Genomic DNA, 18,078 nt, shown 5'->3' on the forward strand with positions numbered 1-18,078 from the left:
CCCAAAGGGGCCTTTGGTGCCGGGGGCGGGACTCGAACCCGCACGCCCTCATCGGGCAACAGATTTTGAGTCTGCCGCGTCTACCGATTCCGCCACCCCGGCGGGCGCACCCTAAGGATAAGGCCGAGGAGGAAGAAGGTCAACGCCACCCCCACCGCCCAGTCCCCAAGGCGCACGTAGGGGGTTTCCCCGTCCCGGAGGGCGTAGGGGGCGAGGAGAAAGCCCTCCGCCTTGGGGGGAATCCGGGCCACCACCCGGCCCAGGGGGTCTATGGCGGCGGTCACCCCGTCGTTCCCCGCCCGGAGGAGCCACCTTCCCGTCTCCACCGCCCTTAAGCGCCCGAGGGCGAAGTGCTGGAGGCCCCCAAAGGAGGGCCCGAACCAGGCGTCGTTGGTGAGGAGGACCAGCGCCTGGGCCCCCTCCCGCACCAGCCCCCGGGCCACGCTGGGGAAGACGGACTCGTAGCAGATCATGGCCCCGTAGGGCCCAAGGGGCCGTAGGGCCTCCCCTGGGGTGCGGTCTAAGAGCTCCCCCAGGCCGAAGGCCCGGAAGAAGAAGCCGTACACCCCCCCTAGGGCCTCCCGGAAGGGGAAGCGCTCCCCAAAGGGCACCAGCCGGGTCTTGTCGTAGTGGGCCAGGACCTTCCCGCCCCCGTAGAGCACCGCCCGGTTGGGGCCGAAGAGGTTTAGCCCGGTGAGGAGGAAGCGCTCCCCCAAAAGGGCGTCCACCCCTTCCGGGAGGCGCCATACCGCGGTCTCGGGCCAGACCACGAGCCGGGCCTCGGGGTGGGCCTTAAGCCCCCCTTCCGTGAGCCTTAGGTAGACCGCCTCGTCCAGCTCCCCCTGGGCCTTCCGCAAGGGGTTCACGTTCCCCTGGACCAGGAGAGCCTTTTCTTGGGGGAGGGAAACCGGGGGCAAGGGGAAGAGCCAGAGGAGGGTCCAGGGGAGGAGGACGGCGTAGAAGCGCCCTCTAAGCCCCAGGGCCACCAGGAGGACCAGGAGGGAGAGGAGGTAGACCCCTCCAAGCGCGGCCAGGAGGCGGCCTGGGGCCTCGAGGAGGCTGTACCCCAAAAAGCCCCAGGGGAAGGCCAGCTCCCCCTGCTCCGAAAGCCACTCCAGGACCACCCACCCCCCCACCCGGGCCAGGGGGGTGGGGGTGAGGGCGAAGAGGAGGCCCAAGGTGAAGGCCTTGAAGAGCACCAGGGGGAGGAAGGGCACCGCCCCCCAGGGCCCGAAGTTCTCCGCGAAGCTCCAGGGGAGCCAGAGGAGGTGGAGCCCCCAGAACCCAAGCCCCGCCAGGAAGCCCACCCGGAACCCCCCCTGGAGAAGGGGGGCCAGGAACAGGGGGGAAAGAGGCCCCAGGGGGAAGGGGGGGAGGCTTAAGGCGAGGAGAAGGCCGAAGGCCAAGGCCCGCACCCCCTTACCATAAGGGCCCGGGCCCCCTTTTCACAGGGGTTTGGTAGAAAGCATGGGAGAATGGGGCCATGCGCCTAGGGGTCATCTCGGACCTCCACGCCAACCTGCCCGCCCTGGAGGCGGTCCTGGAGGCCTTAAGGGGGGAGGGCGTGGACGAGGTCCTCCTCCTGGGGGACCTGGTGGGCTACGGCCCCCACCCCAAGCAGGTGATCCGAAAGGTTCTGGACGAGGGGCTTTCGGCCATCGCCGGGGCCTGGGACCTGAGGGTGGCCTACCCCATGCCCGGGGCCGTCCCCGAGGGGGTGGGCCGGGCCACCCTGGAGTGGACCCGCGCCCAGCTTTCGGAGAAGGAGATCGCCTACCTCCGCACCCTCCGCGCCTCCCACCGCCGCACCTATGGGGACAAGCGCCTGGTGGCCTTCCACGGCACCCCCGGCCGGCCCGAGGCGCAGCTGGACTTCCAGGGCCCGGCCCGCACCTTCCAGGGGCTTATGGACCGCTACGGGGCCCGGATCCTCCTCCTGGGGGGGCGGCACCTCCCCCTTCTCCGGCGGGTGGGGCAGGGTTTGGTGGCGGACCCGGGGAGCGTGGGCCTTTCCCTCTCGGGGGAGCCGGGGGCGGACGCCCTGGTGGTGGATACGGAGAGCCTCGAGGTCAAGGCCCTGAAGGTGCCCTACGACCTGGGCCCCCTCCTCTTTGACCTAAGGGCCTGGGACCTGCCCCCCGTCCTGGAGACCGTCTACCGCACCGGGCGCTTCCCCCAAGAGGTCTAAAGCCTCGGCCCTCAAGGCCTCGTCGGGGGAGCGGAGGAAGGCCCCCACCTCCCGCCCCAGGCGGTGGAGGGCCCTTAGGGCGGTGCGCCGCACCAGGGGGTGGGGGTCCCGTAGGGCCTCCTCCATGAGGCGTTCCCCCAGGCCCAGGTTGGCCAGGACGATGAGGGCGTTCCGGGCCATGCGGGCCCGGCCCGCGCGGAGGAAGGCGGTGCCCTGGTACTTCCTCTGGAAGGCCCGCCCCGAAAGGCGGAAGAAATCCAAAAGGTCCGGGTGGGCCAGCTCCGGCTCGGGGCGGAGCCGTTCCCAGGCCTTTCCGAACCGCCCCCAGGGGCAGACCTCCTGGCAGAGGTCGCACCCGAAGAGCCAGTCCCCGATGCCCTCCCAGAGGGCCTCCGGGACGGGGCCCTTGTGCTCAATGGTCAGGTAGCTCACGCACCGCCCCGCCTCCAGGGTGCCGTCCCCGGGAAGCGCCCCCGTGGGGCAGGCGGAAAGGCAGCGGGTGCACCGCCCGCAGCGGCTGGGGTGGGGGGGCGGGGCCGCCACCTCCAAGGAGGTGAGGAGCACCCCGATGAAGGCGTGGACCCCGAACTGGGGGGAGAGGAACATCCCGCTTTTCCCCACCCACCCCGCCCCCGAGAGGGCGGCCAGGCTCCGCTCGGGCAGGGGCCCGTGGTCCACATAGCCCCGGGCCCAAACCCCGAGGGCCTGGGCCACCCCCTCTAGGCGGGTCAGGCTTTCCCCCAGGACCAGGTGGTAGTCCCGGCTCCAGGCGTAGCGGGCCACCCGGCCCACCCGGAGGCCCCCCTTGGGGGCCCCGGGGTCCTCCAGGGCGTAGGGGGCAAAGAGGAGGAGGGCGCTATGGGCCTCGGGAAAGCGCCTTCTCGGCTCTAGCCTCTCCTCCACCCCCCGGGCCAGGTAGGCCATCCCCGCCTGGCGGCCCGCCTCCAGCCAGGCGCGGTAGCGGGCTTTGGCCGCCTCAGGGAGCTCCAGGGGGGCCCAGGCGAAAAAGAGCCCCTCCTCCCGGGCCGCCTCCTCCAGAAGCCGCCTGGCCCCTTCCACCCCCCCATCGTATAATCCCCCCATGGAGGCCTTAAGGATCGCCCTCCTGGGAGGGGGGACCGTGGGGAGCGCCTTCTACACCCTGGTCCTGGAGCGCCTGGAGGACTTCCGGGCCCTCGGGGTAGAGCCCCGGTTCCTGGGGGTCCTGGTGCGGGACAGGACGAAGCCCCGGCCCATCCCCCAGGAGCTCCTCCACACCGAGCCCTTTGACCTCCTCGAGGCCGACCTGGTGGTGGAGGCCTTAGGGGGGGTGGAGGCCCCCCTACAGCTCCTCCGCCCCGTTTTGGAGGCGGGGATCCCCGTGATCACCGCCAACAAGGCCCTCCTGGCCGAGGCCTGGGCCGAGCTTCGCCCTTTTGCCGAGGAGGGGCTCCTCTACCACGAGGCCAGCGTCATGGCGGGAACCCCCGCCCTAAGCCTCCTGGAAACCCTAAGGGGAAGCGAGCTGCTGGAGCTCCACGGCATCCTGAACGGCACCACCCTCTACATCCTCCAGGAGATGGAAAGGGGAAGGACCTACGGGGAGGCCCTAGGGGAGGCCCAGCGCCTGGGCTTTGCCGAGGCCGACCCCACCCTGGACGTGGAGGGGATTGATGCCGCCCACAAGCTCACCCTCCTGGCCCGCCTCCTCATAGACCCCGCCTTTCCTTTCCAGGCGGTGGAGGCCCGGGGGATCACCGCCCTCACCCCGGAGGACCTGGAAAGGGCCCGGGAGAAAGGGGAAAGGGTGCGCCTCCTGGCCAGCCTCTACGGGGAGGGGGGGAGGTGGCGGGCCAGGGTGGCCCCGGCCCGCCTCCCCGAGGACCACCCCCTGGCCCGGGCCAAGGGGAACGCCCTATGGGTGCGCACCGCCCCCCTTGGGGAGGTCTTCGTCACCGGCCCTGGGGCCGGGGGCGGGGCCACGGCCAGCGGCCTCCTCGCGGACCTCTTCCGCTTCCTCTCCGGGGCCCCCGGCCACCGGCCCGCCCCCCTGGCCAAGGGGCCCCTGGGGGAGGGGCGCCCCTTCCCCGAGGCTTGACCCGAGGGGGCGGTTTCCCCGAGCATAGACCCATGCGCCTGCCCCTCATAGAGCGCTACCGCGCCCACCTGCCCGTCTCCCTGAACACCCCGGTGGTCTCCCTTCTGGAGGGCTCCACCCCCCTCATCCCCCTGAAGGGCCCTAAGGAGGCCAGGGAGCGGGGTATACGGCTTTACGCCAAGTTTGAGGGCCTGAACCCCACGGGGAGCTTCAAGGACCGGGGGATGACCCTGGCGGTGTCCAAGGCGGTGGAGGCGGGGGCCCAGGCGGTGGCCTGCGCCAGCACGGGGAACACCGCGGCCTCGGCCGCGGCCTACGCCGCCCGGGCGGGGGTCCTCTCCCTGGTCATCCTCCCCGCGGGGTACGTGGCCTTAGGCAAGGTGGCCCAAAGCCTGGTGCACGGGGCCCGCATCGTCCAGGTGGAGGGGAACTTTGACCAGGCCCTCCGCCTCACCCGGGAGCTCACGGAGCGCTACCCCGTGGCCCTGGTGAACTCCCTAAACCCCTACCGCCTGGAAGGGCAGAAGACCCTGGCCTTTGAGGTGGTGGACGAGCTGGGGGAGGCCCCCCACTACCACGCCCTCCCCGTGGGCAACGCGGGGAACATCACCGCCCACTGGATGGGGTACAAGGAGTACCACGCCCTGGGGAAGGCCAAGGGGCTTCCCAGGATGCTGGGCTTCCAGGCGGCGGGGGCGGCCCCCCTGGTCCTGGGGCGGCCCGTGGAGAGGCCCGAGACCCTGGCCACCGCCATCCGCATCGGCAACCCCGCAAGCTGGGAAGGGGCCCTTAAGGCCAAGGAGGAGTCCGGAGGCCTGATTGAGGCGGTGACGGACGGGGAGATCCTCGAGGCCTACCGCTACCTGGCCCGGGAGGAGGGGATCTTCTGCGAGCCCGCAAGCGCCGCCGCCCTCGCGGGGGTCTGGAAGCTCCTGAGGGAAGGGCGGCTGGAGGAGGGGAGCACGGTGGTCCTCACCCTCACCGGCCACGGCCTCAAGGACCCGGCCACCGCGGAGAAGGTGGCCGAGCTCCCCCCCCCTGTGCCCCCGGACCTCGAGGCGGTGGCCCGGGCCGCGGGGCTTTCGTGATAGGCTTAGGCCATGGCCGAGCGGACCAAGCGGCGCAAGGAGCCCTTTCCCGGGGCCTACTACCTGGCGGGGGCCATCACCCTCGCCCTCATGCTCCTCTTCATCGCCTTGGGAGCGAGCCTCCCCCCAGGGGTGGCGGGGTTTCTGGTGGCCTTCGTCCTGGGGCTTACCGTGAGCCCTAAGTACGCCAAGGCCTTCCTGATGGCCGGGGTCTTCTCCGCGGTCATGGGGTTCTTGGGCCGGGAGCCCCAGGTGGCCTGGGGCGGGGTGGCCTTGGTGCTGGCGGAGCTCGTTGTCCTCCGCTTCGTGCGCGCCTGATGGACCCCGGCCGCTTTTCCCAGGGGCTCACCCTCCTTGGGGGGGCCTTTTACCTTTACCTTCTCCTCTTCCGTCCGGACCAGGGGGCCATGGCCTTCGCCATCGGCCTTATCCTGGGGAGCGCGGTCTTGGCGTATGGGGAGAAGCCCTTCCCCGTCCCCCTGTTCGCGGGGATTGCCGCCCTTATCGCCCTGCTCCAGCTCTTCTTCGGCCACCCCTTGCCCTACGCGTTGGGGCTTCTCCTGGGGGTGGGCCTGCCCTACCTCCTCTACCGCTTCCGTAGGCCGAGAAGGTAGAGGAGAAGGCCCAGCATCATCCCCTCCCCCAGGGCGGGGAGGTAGGGGAGGAGGTCCCCCACGTCCAGGCGCAGGTAGAGGAGGAGGGGCCAGGGGAGAAGGGCCCAGGCAAGCCCCGCCTCCCCGTACCCCGCGGCCAGGAAAAGCCCCACCCCCAGGCCCCGGAGGTAGGAGAGCCACCCCGAGCCCCACTCGTTTTGGAAGATGAACCAGAGGAGGTTGACCCAGACCCCTAAGGCCCAAAGGGGGGCCCACCCCTTGAGCCGGAAGGCCAGGAAGAGGAGGAGGAAAAAGGGGAGGAGGTCAAGCATGGGCGAGGAGCCGGCCTTGGGCCTCGAGGTAGCTCACCAAAACCTCCAGAGCCTTCTCCACCGCCTCGTCCAGGTCCTCCCCCGGGATCACCGGCACCCCCTCCTCCTCCGCGAAGCGCAGGAGGTGCTCCTGGATGAGGCGGATCTCCGCGAAGTGGGCCAGGTACTTCTCCTGGGGGCGGGCGTGGCCCGTCTCCCGGTCCCGGAGGAGGAACCGGTCCCGGTGGAGCTTCTCGTCCTGCAGGACCACCAGCATGGGTACGGTGAGGACCTTGTCCTTATGGGGGTGGTCCAGGAAGCGGGGCACCACGTGCACCCCCTCCAGCACCATGGAGGTGCCCTCTAGGGCGCTCCGCTCCTGGATGGCCCTAAGGCCCACCGCCACCCGGGCCACCTGGTCCAGGAAACCCCGCATGACCCTTTCCTCGTGGGCCGCCTCCTTCTCCTCCGCCAGGAGGGCCTTCCAGGCCTCAAAGCTGGAGAGGTGCAGGGTGGGGAGGAGGCCCTGGGAGAGGGAGGCCCGGAAGACCTCCCGCACCGCGTCCGAGGGGATGATGTGGGTGATCCCCAGCCGGTAGGCCAGGGCCGAGGCCAGGACGCTTTTCCCCACCCCCGTGACCCCGCCGATGAGGATGTGGACCGGGCGGAGGCTCCGGCGGAGGCCCCGTAGGAGGAGGTAGCGCCGGGCCATCTCCTCCCCCGCTTCCTTCAGGAGGGTTTCGTAGACCCGCCGCCGCAGCTCGTCCCGGCGGATGACCTTAAGCCGCTCCTCCCTCAGGCCCGCCTCCACCTCCCGGGCCAGCCGGTAGGCCCGGTCGGGGGAGAGGCCGATGGACATGAGGGACTGGGCCAGGATGCCCTTGGAAAAGGGCACCCTAGGCTCCCCTTCCTCCTCCTCCACAAAAAGCTCCCCCGCGTAGAACAATCGCTCCCGGTAGCGGCGGCCCGCGGCCTTGCCGTAGCGGGAGAGCACCTCGTCGGCCACCAGGTTCTCCAGCTTGCGGGCGGTGATGCGCCGGATGCCCAGGGCCCTCAGGCGGCGCTCCACCCCCTTGGCCAGCTCGTGGGCCTCCTTTAGGGAGAAGCCCGCGTCCTCCAGGCTTCTGGCGAGAAGGCCTTTAGAGAAGGGCCTGGCCCTTTGCCCCTCCACCACCAGGATCTCCTCAAAGGGGAGGGTTTCCCGGGCCAGGGCCTCGAGGGTCCCTTCGTCCAGGACCCTGGCCGCCTCCTCCAGGAAGAGGCGCCTTAGGGTTTTGGGCGTCACCTCCTTTCGCCCTTCCGCCTTAAGCCGCTCCTCCACGCTGTGGGCCAGGGCCTGGGCTGCTTCCGGGGGCACGCCCAAGGGGAGAAGGGCCTCCAATAAAAGCCCCTTGGAGAAGGGCCAGCGCCCTTTTTTCAGCCGCACGAAAACCTCGTCCACTACCGGCATGATACCATCTTTGCGATGGGAAAGCCTTTTCTTGACATCCTCTTTGGGGCTATGGTATCCTATCCTTCGGCTTGGCGCCGTAGCCAAGTGGTAAGGCAGAGGTCTGCAAAACCTCCATTCGCCGGTTCGAATCCGGCCGGCGCCTCCAAAGGCAAGGGCGCGTAGCTCAGGTGGCCAGAGCACTACCTTGACACGGTAGGGGTCGGTGGTTCAAGTCCACTCGCGCCCACCAAAGGGCCCGCCGAAAGGCGGGCCTTTCCCGTATACTAAGGCCCATGAGCAGCGCGCACGAGGCCAAGCTGTACGAGGCGTGGGTGGAGCTTCTCGGGTGGATGCGGGCCTATGCGGAGGAGAAGGGCGTCCGCTTTGAGAAGGAGGCGGACTTCCCCGACTTCATCTACCGCATGGAGCGCCCCTACGACCTCCCCACCACCATCATGACCGCCTCCCTATCCGATGGCCTTGGGGAGCCCTTCCTCCTCGCGGACGTCTCCCCCCGGCACGCCCGCCTGAAGCGCATCGGCCTGAGGCTCCCCCGGGCCCACATCCACCTCCACGCCCACTACGAGGAGGGGAAGGGGCTCGTGCTGGAAAAGCTTCCCCTCACCCGGGAGCGCTTCTTCGCCCTGGCGGACCGGGCGCGGGCGGCCTTGGCCTTCACCCGCTAAGGCCCGCGATGGTGCCCTGGCCCAGGGCCACCAGGGTTTCCTCCCCTTCCTTCAGGGCGTAGACCTCGGCCCGGGCCACGGCCAGCCGCCGTCCCTGGCCCACGGCGTAGCCCCGGGCCAGGAGGGCCTCCCCTTTGGCGGGCTTGAGGAAGTTCACCTTGAACTCCACGGTGAGCACCTCGGGGCCCAGGAGGCTCCCCGCGGCGTAGGTGAGGGCGTTGTCCAGCAGGGTGGCCACCACCCCCCCGTGCACCGCCCCCAGGTGCTGGTAGAACTCCCCCTTCAGGGGAAGCCGGAAGGCCACGGCGCCGGGGCCGGCCTCCAGAAGCTCCACCCCGAGAAGCCGGTTGAAGGGCTGGCGTTCCAGAACGGACTGGGCCAGGGCTTTGAAGTCCATAGGGCCTCCTTTTGTACTGAGTCAAAGTTTATTCCGCCGCCCTGGCCCCGTCAAGGGCCTCCCACAGCTCCAGGACAACCCGGTGGAGGAGGGGGAAGGCCCGGGGAGTGGGCCGGATCCGGGGCCCTGCCCGCTCCAGGAAGCCCCCCTCCTCCAGGGCCCGTACCCTCCCCGCCAGGAGGGCCGGGAGGGGGAGGCGGGTCCTGTGGGCCAGCGCCTCCAGGTCCACCCCTTCCCTGAGCCTTAGGCCCAGCATGAGGGCCTCCTTGGCGTGCTCCAGGGGGGGGATGGCCTCCTCCCTGGGGGCCTCCCCCAGGAGCCAGCGGGGGAGGGGGGGGTTGGTGCGGCGGAGGGCGTAGGGCCCTTCGGGGTACTGGCCCGTGGCCGCGGGGCCCAGGGCCAGCCAGAACCCGGCCCGCCAGTAGACCAGGTTGTGCCGGGCCTCCTCCCCGGGGCGGGCGAAGTTGGAGACCTCGTAGCGGGAGAACCCCGCCTCGCCCAGGACCTCTTCCGCCCGCTCCATGGCCCAGGCCCCCCTTTCGGGGTCTTCCTCCAGGCCCAGGAGGGCGAAGGGGGTGCCCCTTTCCACCTGGAGGGTGTAGGCGGAGATGTGGCCCACCCCGAGCCCCGCGGCCTCTTCCAGGTCCTTTCCCACGTCCTGCATGGGCAGGCCCAGGATGAGGTCAAGGGAGACCCTAAACCCCGCCTCCAGGGCCTCCTCCACCGCCCTTAGGGCCCCCTTTCGCCCGTGGGCCCGGCCCAGGAAGCGGAGAACGGGGTCCTGGAAGCTCTGCACCCCTAGGGAGAGGCGGTTCACCCCCAGGTCCTTGAGGAAGGCGAGCCGCTTTCGGTTCAGGGTGCCGGGGTTGGCCTCGAGGGTCACCTCCGCCCCCTCCTGTAGGGCCCAGGGGAGGCTTTGGAAGAGGGCCACCAGCTCCCGGTCCCTCAGGTAGCTCGGGGTGCCCCCGCCCAGGTAGAGGGTGGCGAGGGGGGAAGGGTACCTTTGGTAAAGGGCCTCCGCCTCCTCCCTAAGCCGCCTGAGGTAAGCCTCCACCCACCCCGGCCCCCGCCGGACCACGTGGAAGTCGCAGTAGGGGCACAAGGTGGGGCAGAAGGGGACGTGGACGTAGAGGCTACCCATGGGTGCACCCCTCAGTCTACAAAGAGGAGGCGGAAGTCGTTCAGGTTGGTGCCCGTGGGGCCGGTTTGGAGGAGGGTCCCTGTACGGGCGAAAAAGCCCAGGCTGTCGTTCGCCTCCAGGTAGAGCCTGGGGTCCAGGCCCAGGGCCCAGACCCCCGGGGTGAGGAGGGCCCCCGCGGCCCCGCCCGTCCCGTCCAGGCCGTCGGAGTCCGCGGCCAGGGCGTAGAGGGGGGCGTTCAGGTGGGCGTAGAGGGCGAGGAGGAACTCCAGGTTCCGCCCCCCCTTGCCTCCGCCTTGCACCCGCACCTGGGCCTCCCCGCCGGAGAGGAGGAAAAGGGGCTTCCGGAAGGGGACCCCGTGGGCCCGGACGCTCTCCACCAGCTCCGCGTGGAAGCGGGCCAGGGCCCGGGCCTCCCCCCCGAAGCGGTCAGAGAGGATGGCCGCCCGGTGCCCCTCTCCCCTCAAAAAGGCCTGGGCCGCCTTGAGGAGGTCCAGGTTTTTCCCGACGATCCGCAGGCGGAGGCGCTTTAGGGCGGGGTCTTCCGGCTTTAGGGTTTCCGGGAGGCCCCCCGTTAGCCCCTCCTCCAGCACCCGGCGCGCCCCGGGGAAGTCCAGGCCGTAACGGTCCAGGACGGCTAGGGCCTCGGCGTAGGTGGTGGGGTCGGGGCTGAAGGGGCCGGAGGCGATGACCGAAGGGTCGTCCCCCGGCACGTCGGAGAGGAGGAGGGCCGTGACCCGCGCCCTTGTGGCGAGGAGGAGCCTTCCCCCCTTGAGGCGGGAGAGGTGCTTGCGCACCGCGTTCACCTCCCCGATGCTGGCCCCGCTCTTGAGGAGGGCCTCGGTGAGGGCCCGCTTCTCCTCCAGGGAAACCCCCAAGGGGGCGCACCAGAGGGCGCTCCCGCCCCCCGAGAGGAGGGCGAGGAGGTGGGCCTTGGGGGGAAGCTCCTTTACCAGCGCCAAGGCCTCCTCCGCCGCCCGCAGGCTCCTTTCGTCCGGCAGGGGATGGGGGGCGAAGCGGGCCTTTAGGCCCATGGGGTCCTGCCCCAGGGGGAGGGTGAGGTGGTAGGGCACCTCCCCGTAGCGCTCGAGGGCCGCCTTCAGCATGGGGGCCGCCCCTTTCCCCACCGCCAGGATGAGGTGGGGCCTTTCCCTAGGGAGGGCCTTTAGGGTGAGGCGGTAAGGGTCCGTGGCCTTTAGGGCCTGGAAGAAGGCTTCCTTCAGGAGGGCTTCCACTTCAAATCCCTACGGTCAAAACCCTCGCCCTTCTAGCGGATGGCCTCGGTCTTGCTCTCCCCCGTGCGCCTCCGCTAGGCGCCCCACCCCTTTGTCCCGGATGGCCCCTCGAGGGGGTCTTTCCCCTCGTAGAGAAGGGCCAGAAGCTCGGCGATGTGGAGCACGGGCCGGTCCAGGTAGGCCTGAAGCTGGGTGAGGCAGCCGATGTTGGCCGTGACCACCAGGTCCGCCCCCGTGGCCTTCAGGTTTTCCGCCTTCCGCCGGCCTAAGGCCTCGGCCAGCTCCGGCTGGAAGAGGTTGTAGGTGCCCGCGCTCCCGCAGCAAAGCTCCCACTCCCCGGGTTCCAGGACCTCCACCCCAGAGGCCCTTAAGAGCCGCCTTGGGGCCTCCCGCACCCCCTGGGCGTGGGCCAGGTGGCAGGCGTCGTGGTAGGCCACCCGAAGGGGGGCCTTGGGGGGCGGGGGCGGGAGGAAGCCCAGCTCGTCCAGGAAGCTGGTGAGGTCCTTCACCTTCGTCCCAAAGGCCCGGGCCTCCGCTTCCTCCGCCTCCCCCAGGAAGAGGAGGGGGTACTCCTTCATCCCCGAGCCGCACCCCGCGGCGTTGGAGAGGACCACCTCCGCCTCCCGGAAGGCCTCCATGGTGGCCCGGGCGAAGGCCCTGGCCCCCTCCTGGTCCCCCGCGTGGAGGCTTAAGGCCCCACAGCAGGTCTGCCCCTTGGGGACCACCACCTCCACCCCGTTTTCCTGGAGGACCCTTAGGGTGGCCCGGTTGATGGAGGGCCTTAAGGCCCTTTGGGCGCAGCCCAGGAGGAGGCCCACCCGGGCCCGGCGTGCCCCCTTGGCGGGGTAGACCTCTTCATAGGGCTCCTCCCGTTCCAGGCGGTCGGGGAGGAGCTTGAGGGGGGCCTTTAGGGGTTCGGGAAGGGGAAGGGGCTTAAGCAGGGGCTTGAGCCTTACCCCGAGCTCCGCCAGGGGGCGGAAGCGCCCGGGGTAGGGAAGGGTCTTGAGGAGGGCCAGGCGGTAGGCCCTTTCTAAGGGGTAGCGGTGGCGCTTTTCCTCGCTGTAGAGGCGGAAGGCCCCGATGAGCTCCCCATAGGGCACCCCGCTGGGGCAGGCGGTGACGCAGGCCTGGCAGGCCAGGCAGCGGTCCAGGTAGGGGAGGGCCTCCTCCAGGGGGAGGGTTCCTTCCAGCACCTCCTTCATGAGGAAGATGCGGCCCCGGGGAGAGTCCATCTCCTCCCCCAGGACCTGGTAGGTGGGGCAGGTGGGGAGGCAGAAGCCGCAGTGGACGCAGGCCTCGATGGCGTGGGCCATGGGCTCGCCCAGGGGCCCTAGGGTTTCCACGGGAATCTTGTGCTGCATGGTCTCACCTTAAGGGGAAGCGCCCCAGAGGGTCCAGGGCCGCTTTGACCTTCTGGAAGAAGGGGTTTTGGGGCCTCGGGAAGAGGGGGTCTTCCGCCCCCTTCAGGACCAGGTGGGCGAGGCCCCTTGCCCTAAGGGCCTTTAGGGCCTCCCCGTCCCCTTCCGCGTAGAGGACGTTGCCCCCCAGGAGGTAGCGCCGCCTCCCCAGGGGCAGGCCCTCCAGGAGGGGGATGAGGTCCAGGCGGCTTGGCACTTTTAGGAGGAGGGGGCCTTCCAAAAAGGCCAGGTTCCGCACCCCTTCCCAGTGGGCCTCGTCCTCCTCCAGGACCTCCCCGTCCCGCCCGAGGAGGCGCTTGAGCTTTTCCAGCCTGGGGCCGAGGGCTTCCGGGAAGCCCCCGATGCGGACCTCGAGGGCGTTTGGGGGGAGGAGGTCTAAGGCCATGAGGTCCAGGGGGGCGAGGAGGAGCCTTTCCAGGGCGGAGAGGGCCTCCTCCAGGGAGGGGAAGGCCACCCGTAGGGTGCGGGTGGCGGGGGGCGCGGGGAAGACCTTGAAGGCCAGCTCCACCAGGACCCCAAAGGCCCCCAGGGCCCCCACCATGAGCCGGTGGAAGGGGAAGCCGGCGGCGTTCTTCACCACCTTGCCGCCCCCCTTCAGAAGCCGGCCCTGGCCGTCCACGAACCGCACCCCGAGGAGGAAGTCCCTCACCCCCCCAAACCGCTGGGCCAGGGGGCCGGAAAGCCCCGCGGCCACCGTGCCCCCCAAGGTGGCCCCGGGGGCGGAAAGGGGCGGGTGGAAGGGGAGGTGCTGGCCGTGGGCCTTGAGGAGGGCCTCCACCTCCGCCACCCGCGTCCCGGCCCGGGCCACCAGGACCAGTTCCTCGGGGTCGTACTCCACCACGCCCTTGAGCTCGGAGAGGTCCAAAAGGGCCTCCCCTTCCTCCGGCCCCGAAAGGGCGGGCTTGCTCCCGCCCCCCCGGACCCGGAGCCTGGGGTGGGCGAGGACGGCCTCCTGCACCTCCTCCGGGGTCTTGGGCCTAAGCATGGGCCTCCTCCTTGGGGGGGAAGACCTTGCCCCGGTTGGCGAGGCCGAGAGGGTCCAGCCCGGCCTTCACCTCCTCCATGGCGGCGATCTCTAGGGGGCTAAACATCTCCGCCAGGTAGGCCCTTTTCTCCATCCCCACCCCGTGCTCCCCGGTGATGGAGCCCCCGAGGCGGAGGCAAAGCCTGAGGATCTCCCCGGCCAGGGCCTCCGCCCGCTCCAGCTCCCCCGGGCGCTTGCCGTCGTAGAGGACGAGGGGGTGGAGGTTCCCGTCCCCCGCGTGGAAGACGTTGGCCACCCGGAGGCCGTAGGCCTCGGAGAGCCTTCCGATCTCCCTCAGGGCCTCCGCCAGGCGGGTTCTCGGCACCACCCCGTCCTGGACGATGTAGTCCGGGGAAAGCCGGCCCACGGCGCTGAAGGCCGCCTTGCGGCCTTTCCAGATGGCCTGGCGCTCGGCTTCGTCCCGGGCGATGCGCACCTCCTCCGCCCCGCTTTCCGCGATGACCTCTGCTAGGCGCCTCGCCCCCTCGGCCACCTCCTCCCTTTCCCCTTCCAGCTCCACGATGAGGAGGGCCTCCGCTTTGGGGTAGCCCGCCCGCACCGCGGCCTCCGCGGCCTCGATGGCCAGGCGGTCCATGATCTCTATGGCCCCCGGGAGGAGGCCCGAGCGGAGGACCCGGGCCACCGCCTCTCCGGCGGCCTCGAGGCTCGGGTAGGCGGCCAGCAGGGTGTGGTAGGCCTCGGGGCGCGGGAGGAGGCGCAGGGTGATCTCCAGGGCGATGCCCAGGAGGCCTTCCGTGCCCACGAAGAACCCGTGAAGGTCCGGCCCCACCCCTTCAAGCCCCTCCCCCCCGAGCCGCACCACCTCCCCCTCCGGGGTCACCACCTCGAGGCCCAGGACGTGGTTCGCGGTCATGCCGTAGCGCAGGCAGTGGGCCCCCCCGGAGTTGAAGGCCACGTTCCCCCCGATGGTGGAGACGGGCTGGCTGGAGGGGTCGGGGGCGTAGTAGAGGCCGAAGGGGGCCGCCCTTCGGGACACCTCCAGGTTCACCACCCCGGGCTCCACCACCGCGAGGCGCGCTTTGGGGTCCAGCTTCAGGATGCGGTTCAGGCGGTTTAGGGCGATGACCACCCCTCCCCGCACCGGCAAGGACCCCCCGGAGAGGCTGGTGCCGCTCCCCCGGGCCACGAAGGGCACCCCGTGGCGGCGGCAGATCCTTACCGCCTCCACCACCTCCTCCTTGCGCTCGGGGAGGACCACCGCGAGGGGCCTTTCCCGGTAGGCGGTGAGGGCGTCCGACTCGTACGGGGCAAGCTCCGCCTCTTTGGTGAGGAGGCGGGGGCCGAAGAGGGCCTTGAGCTCCCTGAGGATTTCCATTTCCCTTCAGTCTAAGGGGGGAGAACCCCCCGGATCCATAAGGCCACGTCCCGCGCCACCTCCTCCGCCTTGAGGTCCAGGAGGAGGTCGTGCTCGCTCTCATAAGCGACCAGGTCTTTTCTTTCGCTCCCCAAGCGTTCGTAAAAGCGCTTTACCCCCTTGGGGGAAAGGGTGGTGTCCCAGAGGGCCTGGACCACCAAGGCGGGGGCCTGCACCTTGGGGAGAAGGGGGTCCACCGCCTTCTGGAGCCTTACGAGCTCCGCCACCGCGGAGGTGGGGATCCAGGGGTAGTTGGGGCTTGCCCGCCGCCTTTTTGCGTCGGAGACGGAGCGGGTGCGGGGGGCCTTGGGGATGAGGGGGTGGAGGTAGGGGGCGAGGCCCGCCAGGGGGTTCCTCAGGACCAGGGCCGGGGCCAGGGCCACCAGGAAGGAGGCCCCCTCCTCCGCCGCGAGCATGGCGGCGAGGAGGGCCCCCATGGAAAGCCCCACCACCCCTTTGGGTTCGGGGAGGGCGCGGTAGGCCTCCAGGGCCTTCCCGTACCAGTCCCTCCAGCCCACCCCCCTAAGGTCCTCGGGCCGGGTCCCGTGGCCGGGCAGGGCGGGCTGGGCCACGGCGTACCCCGCCGCCCTTAGCGCCCCGGGCAGGGGCCCCAGGGTGAGGACGGGGTGGGAGGAAAGCCCGTGGAGGAGGAGGACGCCCGCCATCAGTCGATGTACTCGTAGGCCACCAGGGTGAGGAACTCAATGAACTCTTCCGAAAGGACCAGCTTGTCCAGGATCTCTTCGGCCTCCCTATACCGGCCCGCCTCCCGGCCCCCAAGCTTTTGGAGCTCCTCCTCCTTCACCTTCTGGTAGAGCTCGGGCGTCACCGGGCGGCCGTCCTCCAGGGTGGCCCCCCGGTGGACCCACTGCCAGAGCTGGGCCCTTGCGATCTCCGCCGTGGCCGCGTCCTCCATGAGGTTGAAGATGGCCGCGGCCCCGTTGCCGAGAAGCCACTGGTTCAGGTACTGGAGGGCCACGGAGACGTTGTTCCTAAAGCCCGCTTCCGTCACCTTCCCCCCGGGGACCTGGAAGTCCAGGAGGTCCTCCGCCCCCACCCTTACGTCCTCCCGCTTCACATGCTTCTGGTGGGGCTTATCCCCCAGGAAGCGGTCAAAGACCTCCATGGCCACCGGCACCAGGTCGGGGTGGGCCACCCAGGTGCCGTCAAACCCCTGGCCTGCCTCCCGCTCCTTATCCGCCCGCACCTGCTTTAAGGCCCGCTCGTTCACCTCGGGGTCCTTGCGGCTCGGGATGAAGGCCGCCATCCCCCCGATGGCGTGGGCCTCGTGGAGGTGGCAGCTCTTCACCAGAAGCTCGGTGTAGGCCTTCATGAAGGGCACGGTCATGGTGACCTGGGCCCGGTCGGGGAAGATGGGGGCGGTGGTGGCGAACTTCTTGATGCAGCTGAAGATGTAGTCCCAGCGGCCGGCGTTGAGCCCGGCGGCGTGCTCCTTAAGCTCGTAGAGGATCTCCTCCATCTCAAAGGCCGCCAGGATGGTCTCGATGAGGACCGTGGCCCGGATCGTCCCCCGGGGGAGGCCCAGGTAGTCCTGGGCGAAGTTGAAGACCTCGTTCCAAAGCCGGGCCTCCAGGTGGCTCTCCAGCTTGGGCAGGTAGAAGTAGGGCCCGCTCCCCCGCTTTAGGAGCTCGTGGGCGTTGTGGAAGAAGTAGAGGCCGAAGTCAAAGAGGCTGGCGGAGATGGGCTCCCCGTCCACGTAGACGTGCTTTTCATGAAGGTGCCAGCCCCTTGGGCGCACCACCAGGGTGGCCACCTTTTCCTTGAGCCTGTACTCCTTCCCCTCGGGGGAGACGAAGTCTATTTGGCGGCGCACCGCGTCCATGAGGTTCTTCTGCCCGCGGATGACGTTGTCCCAGGTGGGGGAGAGGGCGTCCTCAAAGTCCGCCATGAAGACCTTGGCCCCGGAGTTTAGGGCGTTCACGATCATCTTCCGCTCCACGGGGCCCGTGATCTCCACCCGGCGGTCCTGTAGGTCCTCCGGGGCCTCGGCCACCCGCCAGCTCCCCCCCCGCACGAAGCGGGTGGACTCCAGGAAGTCCGGCCTCTCCCCCGCTTTGTAGCGCGCCCAAAGCTCCTGCCGGCGGGCCAGGAGGCCTTTGCGCACGGGGTTGAACTCCCGGTGCAGGGCCACCACGAACCTAAGGGCCTCTTCCGTGAGCACCTCCCCTAAGAGGGGGTGGTCCTTCCTGATCTCCACGCCCTTCATGGTGGCCTTAGCCTACGGGGCCGGGGTGGGGTTGTCAATATCCAAAATCTTTTTTCGTAGGTTGAAAAATCCCGGAGGGTGCGCTACCCTAGGGGCCATGGCCCGCAGGCGCAAGGAAGGCCCTGAGGAGGTGCGCACCCTGGAGCGGGGGCTTAAGGTCCTGGAGGCCCTGGCCGAAGCCCGGGCCGTGGGCCTTACCCCCTTGGCGGAGCGGCTGGGGTTTTCCAAGAGCACCCTTTACCGCCTCCTCCAGACCCTGGCCCGGCGGGGGTTTGTGGAGGAGGAGGGGGGGCTTTACCGGGTGGGCCCCAAGGCCTTCGCCGTGGGCCGGGCCTACCTGAGCCAAAACCTCCTTCTGGCCGCGCGCCCGGAGATGGAGGCGTTGGCGGAGGCGGTGGGGGAGAGCGTGAACCTGGCGGTGCCCGCGGGCCTCGAGGCCCTCTACGTGGACCAGGTGGAGGGCCCCAAGCTGGTCCGCCTCTTCACCGCTCCCGGCTCCCGGGCCCCCCTCCACGCCACGGGGGTGGGGAAGGTCTTCCTGGCCTTCCGGGGGGTGCCGGAGGGGCTTCCCCTCACCCCCTTTACCCCCCACACCCTCACCCAAAGGGAGGACCTGGAGGAGGAGCTAAGGGCGGTGCGGGCCCGGGGGTACGCCCTGGACAACGAGGAGAAGGAGCTCGGGGTGCGCTGCGTGGCCGCCCCCCTGTTTGGCCCCGACGGCCGGGTGGTGGCCGCCCTCTCCCTCTCCGCCCCCGCAAGCCGCCTCACCCTGGAGGAGGCCCACCGCCTGGCCCCCCGGGTGGTGGAAGCCGCAAGGAAAGCTTCGTTGCGCCTGGGTTATACAGGGGGTGTATACTAAAAAAGGCTAAGTGCCTTTAGCCGAGGAGGC

General features: G+C 70.0%; 19 protein-coding genes and 3 tRNA genes. 9 read left to right on the plus strand and 13 right to left on the minus strand.

What is annotated here, in order from left to right; translation table 11 throughout:
- Nucleotides 1-14: 14 nt before the first annotated feature.
- Nucleotides 15-102, minus strand: a tRNA-Leu gene (locus B043_RS0105745).
- The gene (gene lnt, locus B043_RS12635; protein ID WP_026234147.1) at nucleotides 81-1,415 is read right to left on the minus strand and encodes an apolipoprotein N-acyltransferase; all 1,335 of its coding nucleotides are present in this window, start codon (nucleotides 1,413-1,415) and stop codon (nucleotides 81-83) included. Before lnt ends, B043_RS0105745 begins: the two co-directional genes overlap by 22 nt.
- 68 nt (nucleotides 1,416-1,483) lie before the next feature.
- Here lnt and B043_RS0105755 point away from each other — a divergent pair, with 68 nt between their 5' ends.
- Entirely contained in the window at nucleotides 1,484-2,188 is a 705-nt protein-coding gene (locus B043_RS0105755; protein ID WP_018461283.1) for a metallophosphoesterase family protein, read from the plus strand.
- Here the strand turns inward: B043_RS0105755 and queG are convergent.
- The gene (queG, locus tag B043_RS0105760; protein WP_018461284.1) at nucleotides 2,117-3,271 is read right to left on the minus strand and encodes a tRNA epoxyqueuosine(34) reductase QueG; all 1,155 of its coding nucleotides are present in this window, start codon (nucleotides 3,269-3,271) and stop codon (nucleotides 2,117-2,119) included. The genes B043_RS0105755 and queG overlap by 72 nt on opposite strands.
- Here queG and B043_RS0105765 point away from each other — a divergent pair.
- Genes B043_RS0105765 through B043_RS0105780 form a run of 4 tightly spaced genes read left to right on the plus strand, consistent with a single transcriptional unit; the run spans nucleotide 3,270 to nucleotide 5,967 of the window.
- Nucleotides 3,270-4,265, plus strand: coding sequence for a homoserine dehydrogenase (locus B043_RS0105765; RefSeq protein WP_018461285.1), 996 nt, complete (start codon nucleotides 3,270-3,272; stop codon nucleotides 4,263-4,265). The two genes, queG and B043_RS0105765, sit on opposite strands and share 2 nt — an antisense overlap.
- Before the next feature lie 32 nt (nucleotides 4,266-4,297).
- Nucleotides 4,298-5,353, plus strand: coding sequence for a threonine synthase (gene thrC / locus B043_RS0105770; protein WP_018461286.1), 1,056 nt, complete (start codon nucleotides 4,298-4,300; stop codon nucleotides 5,351-5,353).
- A gap of 12 nt (nucleotides 5,354-5,365) precedes the next feature.
- Entirely contained in the window at nucleotides 5,366-5,671 is a 306-nt protein-coding gene (locus B043_RS0105775) for a hypothetical protein (protein WP_018461287.1), read from the plus strand.
- Nucleotides 5,671-5,967 carry a hypothetical protein gene (locus B043_RS0105780; RefSeq protein WP_016330012.1) on the plus strand — a complete coding sequence of 99 codons (297 nt, stop codon included), beginning with the start codon at nucleotides 5,671-5,673 and terminating at the stop codon, nucleotides 5,965-5,967. The genes B043_RS0105775 and B043_RS0105780 overlap by 1 nt, the downstream gene beginning before the upstream one ends.
- Here B043_RS0105780 and B043_RS0105785 read toward each other — a convergent pair.
- Both B043_RS0105785 and B043_RS0105790 read right to left on the minus strand, forming a co-directional pair.
- Complete coding sequence (locus B043_RS0105785) at nucleotides 5,940-6,278, minus strand: hypothetical protein (RefSeq protein WP_018461288.1); 339 nt, start codon at nucleotides 6,276-6,278, stop codon at nucleotides 5,940-5,942. The two genes, B043_RS0105780 and B043_RS0105785, sit on opposite strands and share 28 nt — an antisense overlap.
- Nucleotides 6,271-7,698, minus strand: a complete 1,428-nt coding sequence (locus tag B043_RS0105790) for an ATP cone domain-containing protein (RefSeq protein ID WP_018461289.1) — start codon at nucleotides 7,696-7,698, stop codon at nucleotides 6,271-6,273. Before B043_RS0105790 ends, B043_RS0105785 begins: the two co-directional genes overlap by 8 nt.
- Before the next feature lie 82 nt (nucleotides 7,699-7,780).
- On the opposite strand from B043_RS0105790, the gene B043_RS0105795 reads away from it, so the two are divergent.
- From B043_RS0105795 to B043_RS0105805, 3 genes are all read left to right on the plus strand, one after another.
- Nucleotides 7,781-7,855 (plus strand) — tRNA-Cys (locus B043_RS0105795).
- 7 nt (nucleotides 7,856-7,862) lie between these two features.
- Nucleotides 7,863-7,939 (plus strand) — tRNA-Val (locus tag B043_RS0105800).
- 43 nt (nucleotides 7,940-7,982) lie between these two features.
- Nucleotides 7,983-8,375: an NADH-quinone oxidoreductase subunit 15 gene (locus B043_RS0105805; RefSeq protein WP_016330009.1), complete on the plus strand. Its 393-nt coding sequence runs from the start codon at nucleotides 7,983-7,985 to the stop codon at nucleotides 8,373-8,375.
- Here B043_RS0105805 and B043_RS0105810 read toward each other — a convergent pair.
- From B043_RS0105810 to aceB, 8 genes are all read right to left on the minus strand, one after another.
- Complete coding sequence (locus B043_RS0105810; protein WP_016330008.1) at nucleotides 8,365-8,772, minus strand: PaaI family thioesterase; 408 nt, start codon at nucleotides 8,770-8,772, stop codon at nucleotides 8,365-8,367. The genes B043_RS0105805 and B043_RS0105810 overlap by 11 nt on opposite strands.
- Before the next feature lie 28 nt (nucleotides 8,773-8,800).
- Nucleotides 8,801-9,913, minus strand: a complete 1,113-nt coding sequence (gene hemW, locus B043_RS0105815; RefSeq protein ID WP_018461290.1) for a radical SAM family heme chaperone HemW — start codon at nucleotides 9,911-9,913, stop codon at nucleotides 8,801-8,803.
- Between the two features lie 11 nt (nucleotides 9,914-9,924).
- Nucleotides 9,925-11,145 carry a glycerate kinase type-2 family protein gene (locus B043_RS0105820; protein WP_018461291.1) on the minus strand — a complete coding sequence of 407 codons (1,221 nt, stop codon included), beginning with the start codon at nucleotides 11,143-11,145 and terminating at the stop codon, nucleotides 9,925-9,927.
- A 74-nt stretch (nucleotides 11,146-11,219) separates the two neighbouring features.
- The gene (gene glcF / locus B043_RS0105825; RefSeq protein WP_018461292.1) at nucleotides 11,220-12,506 is read right to left on the minus strand and encodes a glycolate oxidase subunit GlcF; all 1,287 of its coding nucleotides are present in this window, start codon (nucleotides 12,504-12,506) and stop codon (nucleotides 11,220-11,222) included.
- 4 nt (nucleotides 12,507-12,510) lie between these two features.
- Nucleotides 12,511-13,548 (minus strand): FAD-binding protein, encoded by a 1,038-nt coding sequence (locus tag B043_RS0105830; RefSeq protein WP_018461293.1) that lies wholly within the window; start codon nucleotides 13,546-13,548, stop codon nucleotides 12,511-12,513.
- A complete protein-coding gene (locus B043_RS0105835; protein WP_018461294.1) occupies nucleotides 13,541-14,923 on the minus strand; it encodes an FAD-linked oxidase C-terminal domain-containing protein in 1,383 nt (460 codons plus the stop codon). The genes B043_RS0105830 and B043_RS0105835 overlap by 8 nt, the downstream gene beginning before the upstream one ends.
- An 11-nt stretch (nucleotides 14,924-14,934) precedes the next feature.
- The gene (locus tag B043_RS0105840; RefSeq protein ID WP_018461295.1) at nucleotides 14,935-15,627 is read right to left on the minus strand and encodes an alpha/beta hydrolase; all 693 of its coding nucleotides are present in this window, start codon (nucleotides 15,625-15,627) and stop codon (nucleotides 14,935-14,937) included.
- Nucleotides 15,627-17,189, minus strand: a complete 1,563-nt coding sequence (gene aceB, locus B043_RS0105845; protein ID WP_016329999.1) for a malate synthase A — start codon at nucleotides 17,187-17,189, stop codon at nucleotides 15,627-15,629. The genes B043_RS0105840 and aceB overlap by 1 nt, the downstream gene beginning before the upstream one ends.
- Before the next feature lie 97 nt (nucleotides 17,190-17,286).
- On the opposite strand from aceB, the gene B043_RS0105850 reads away from it, so the two are divergent.
- On the plus strand, nucleotides 17,287-18,048 hold the full coding sequence (locus B043_RS0105850; protein ID WP_016329998.1) for an IclR family transcriptional regulator: 762 nt from the start codon (nucleotides 17,287-17,289) through the stop codon (nucleotides 18,046-18,048).
- The last annotated feature ends 30 nt before the right edge of the window (nucleotides 18,049-18,078 follow it).

Source organism: Thermus oshimai DSM 12092, assembly GCF_000373145.1.
Lineage (GTDB): Bacteria > Deinococcota > Deinococci > Deinococcales > Thermaceae > Thermus > Thermus oshimai.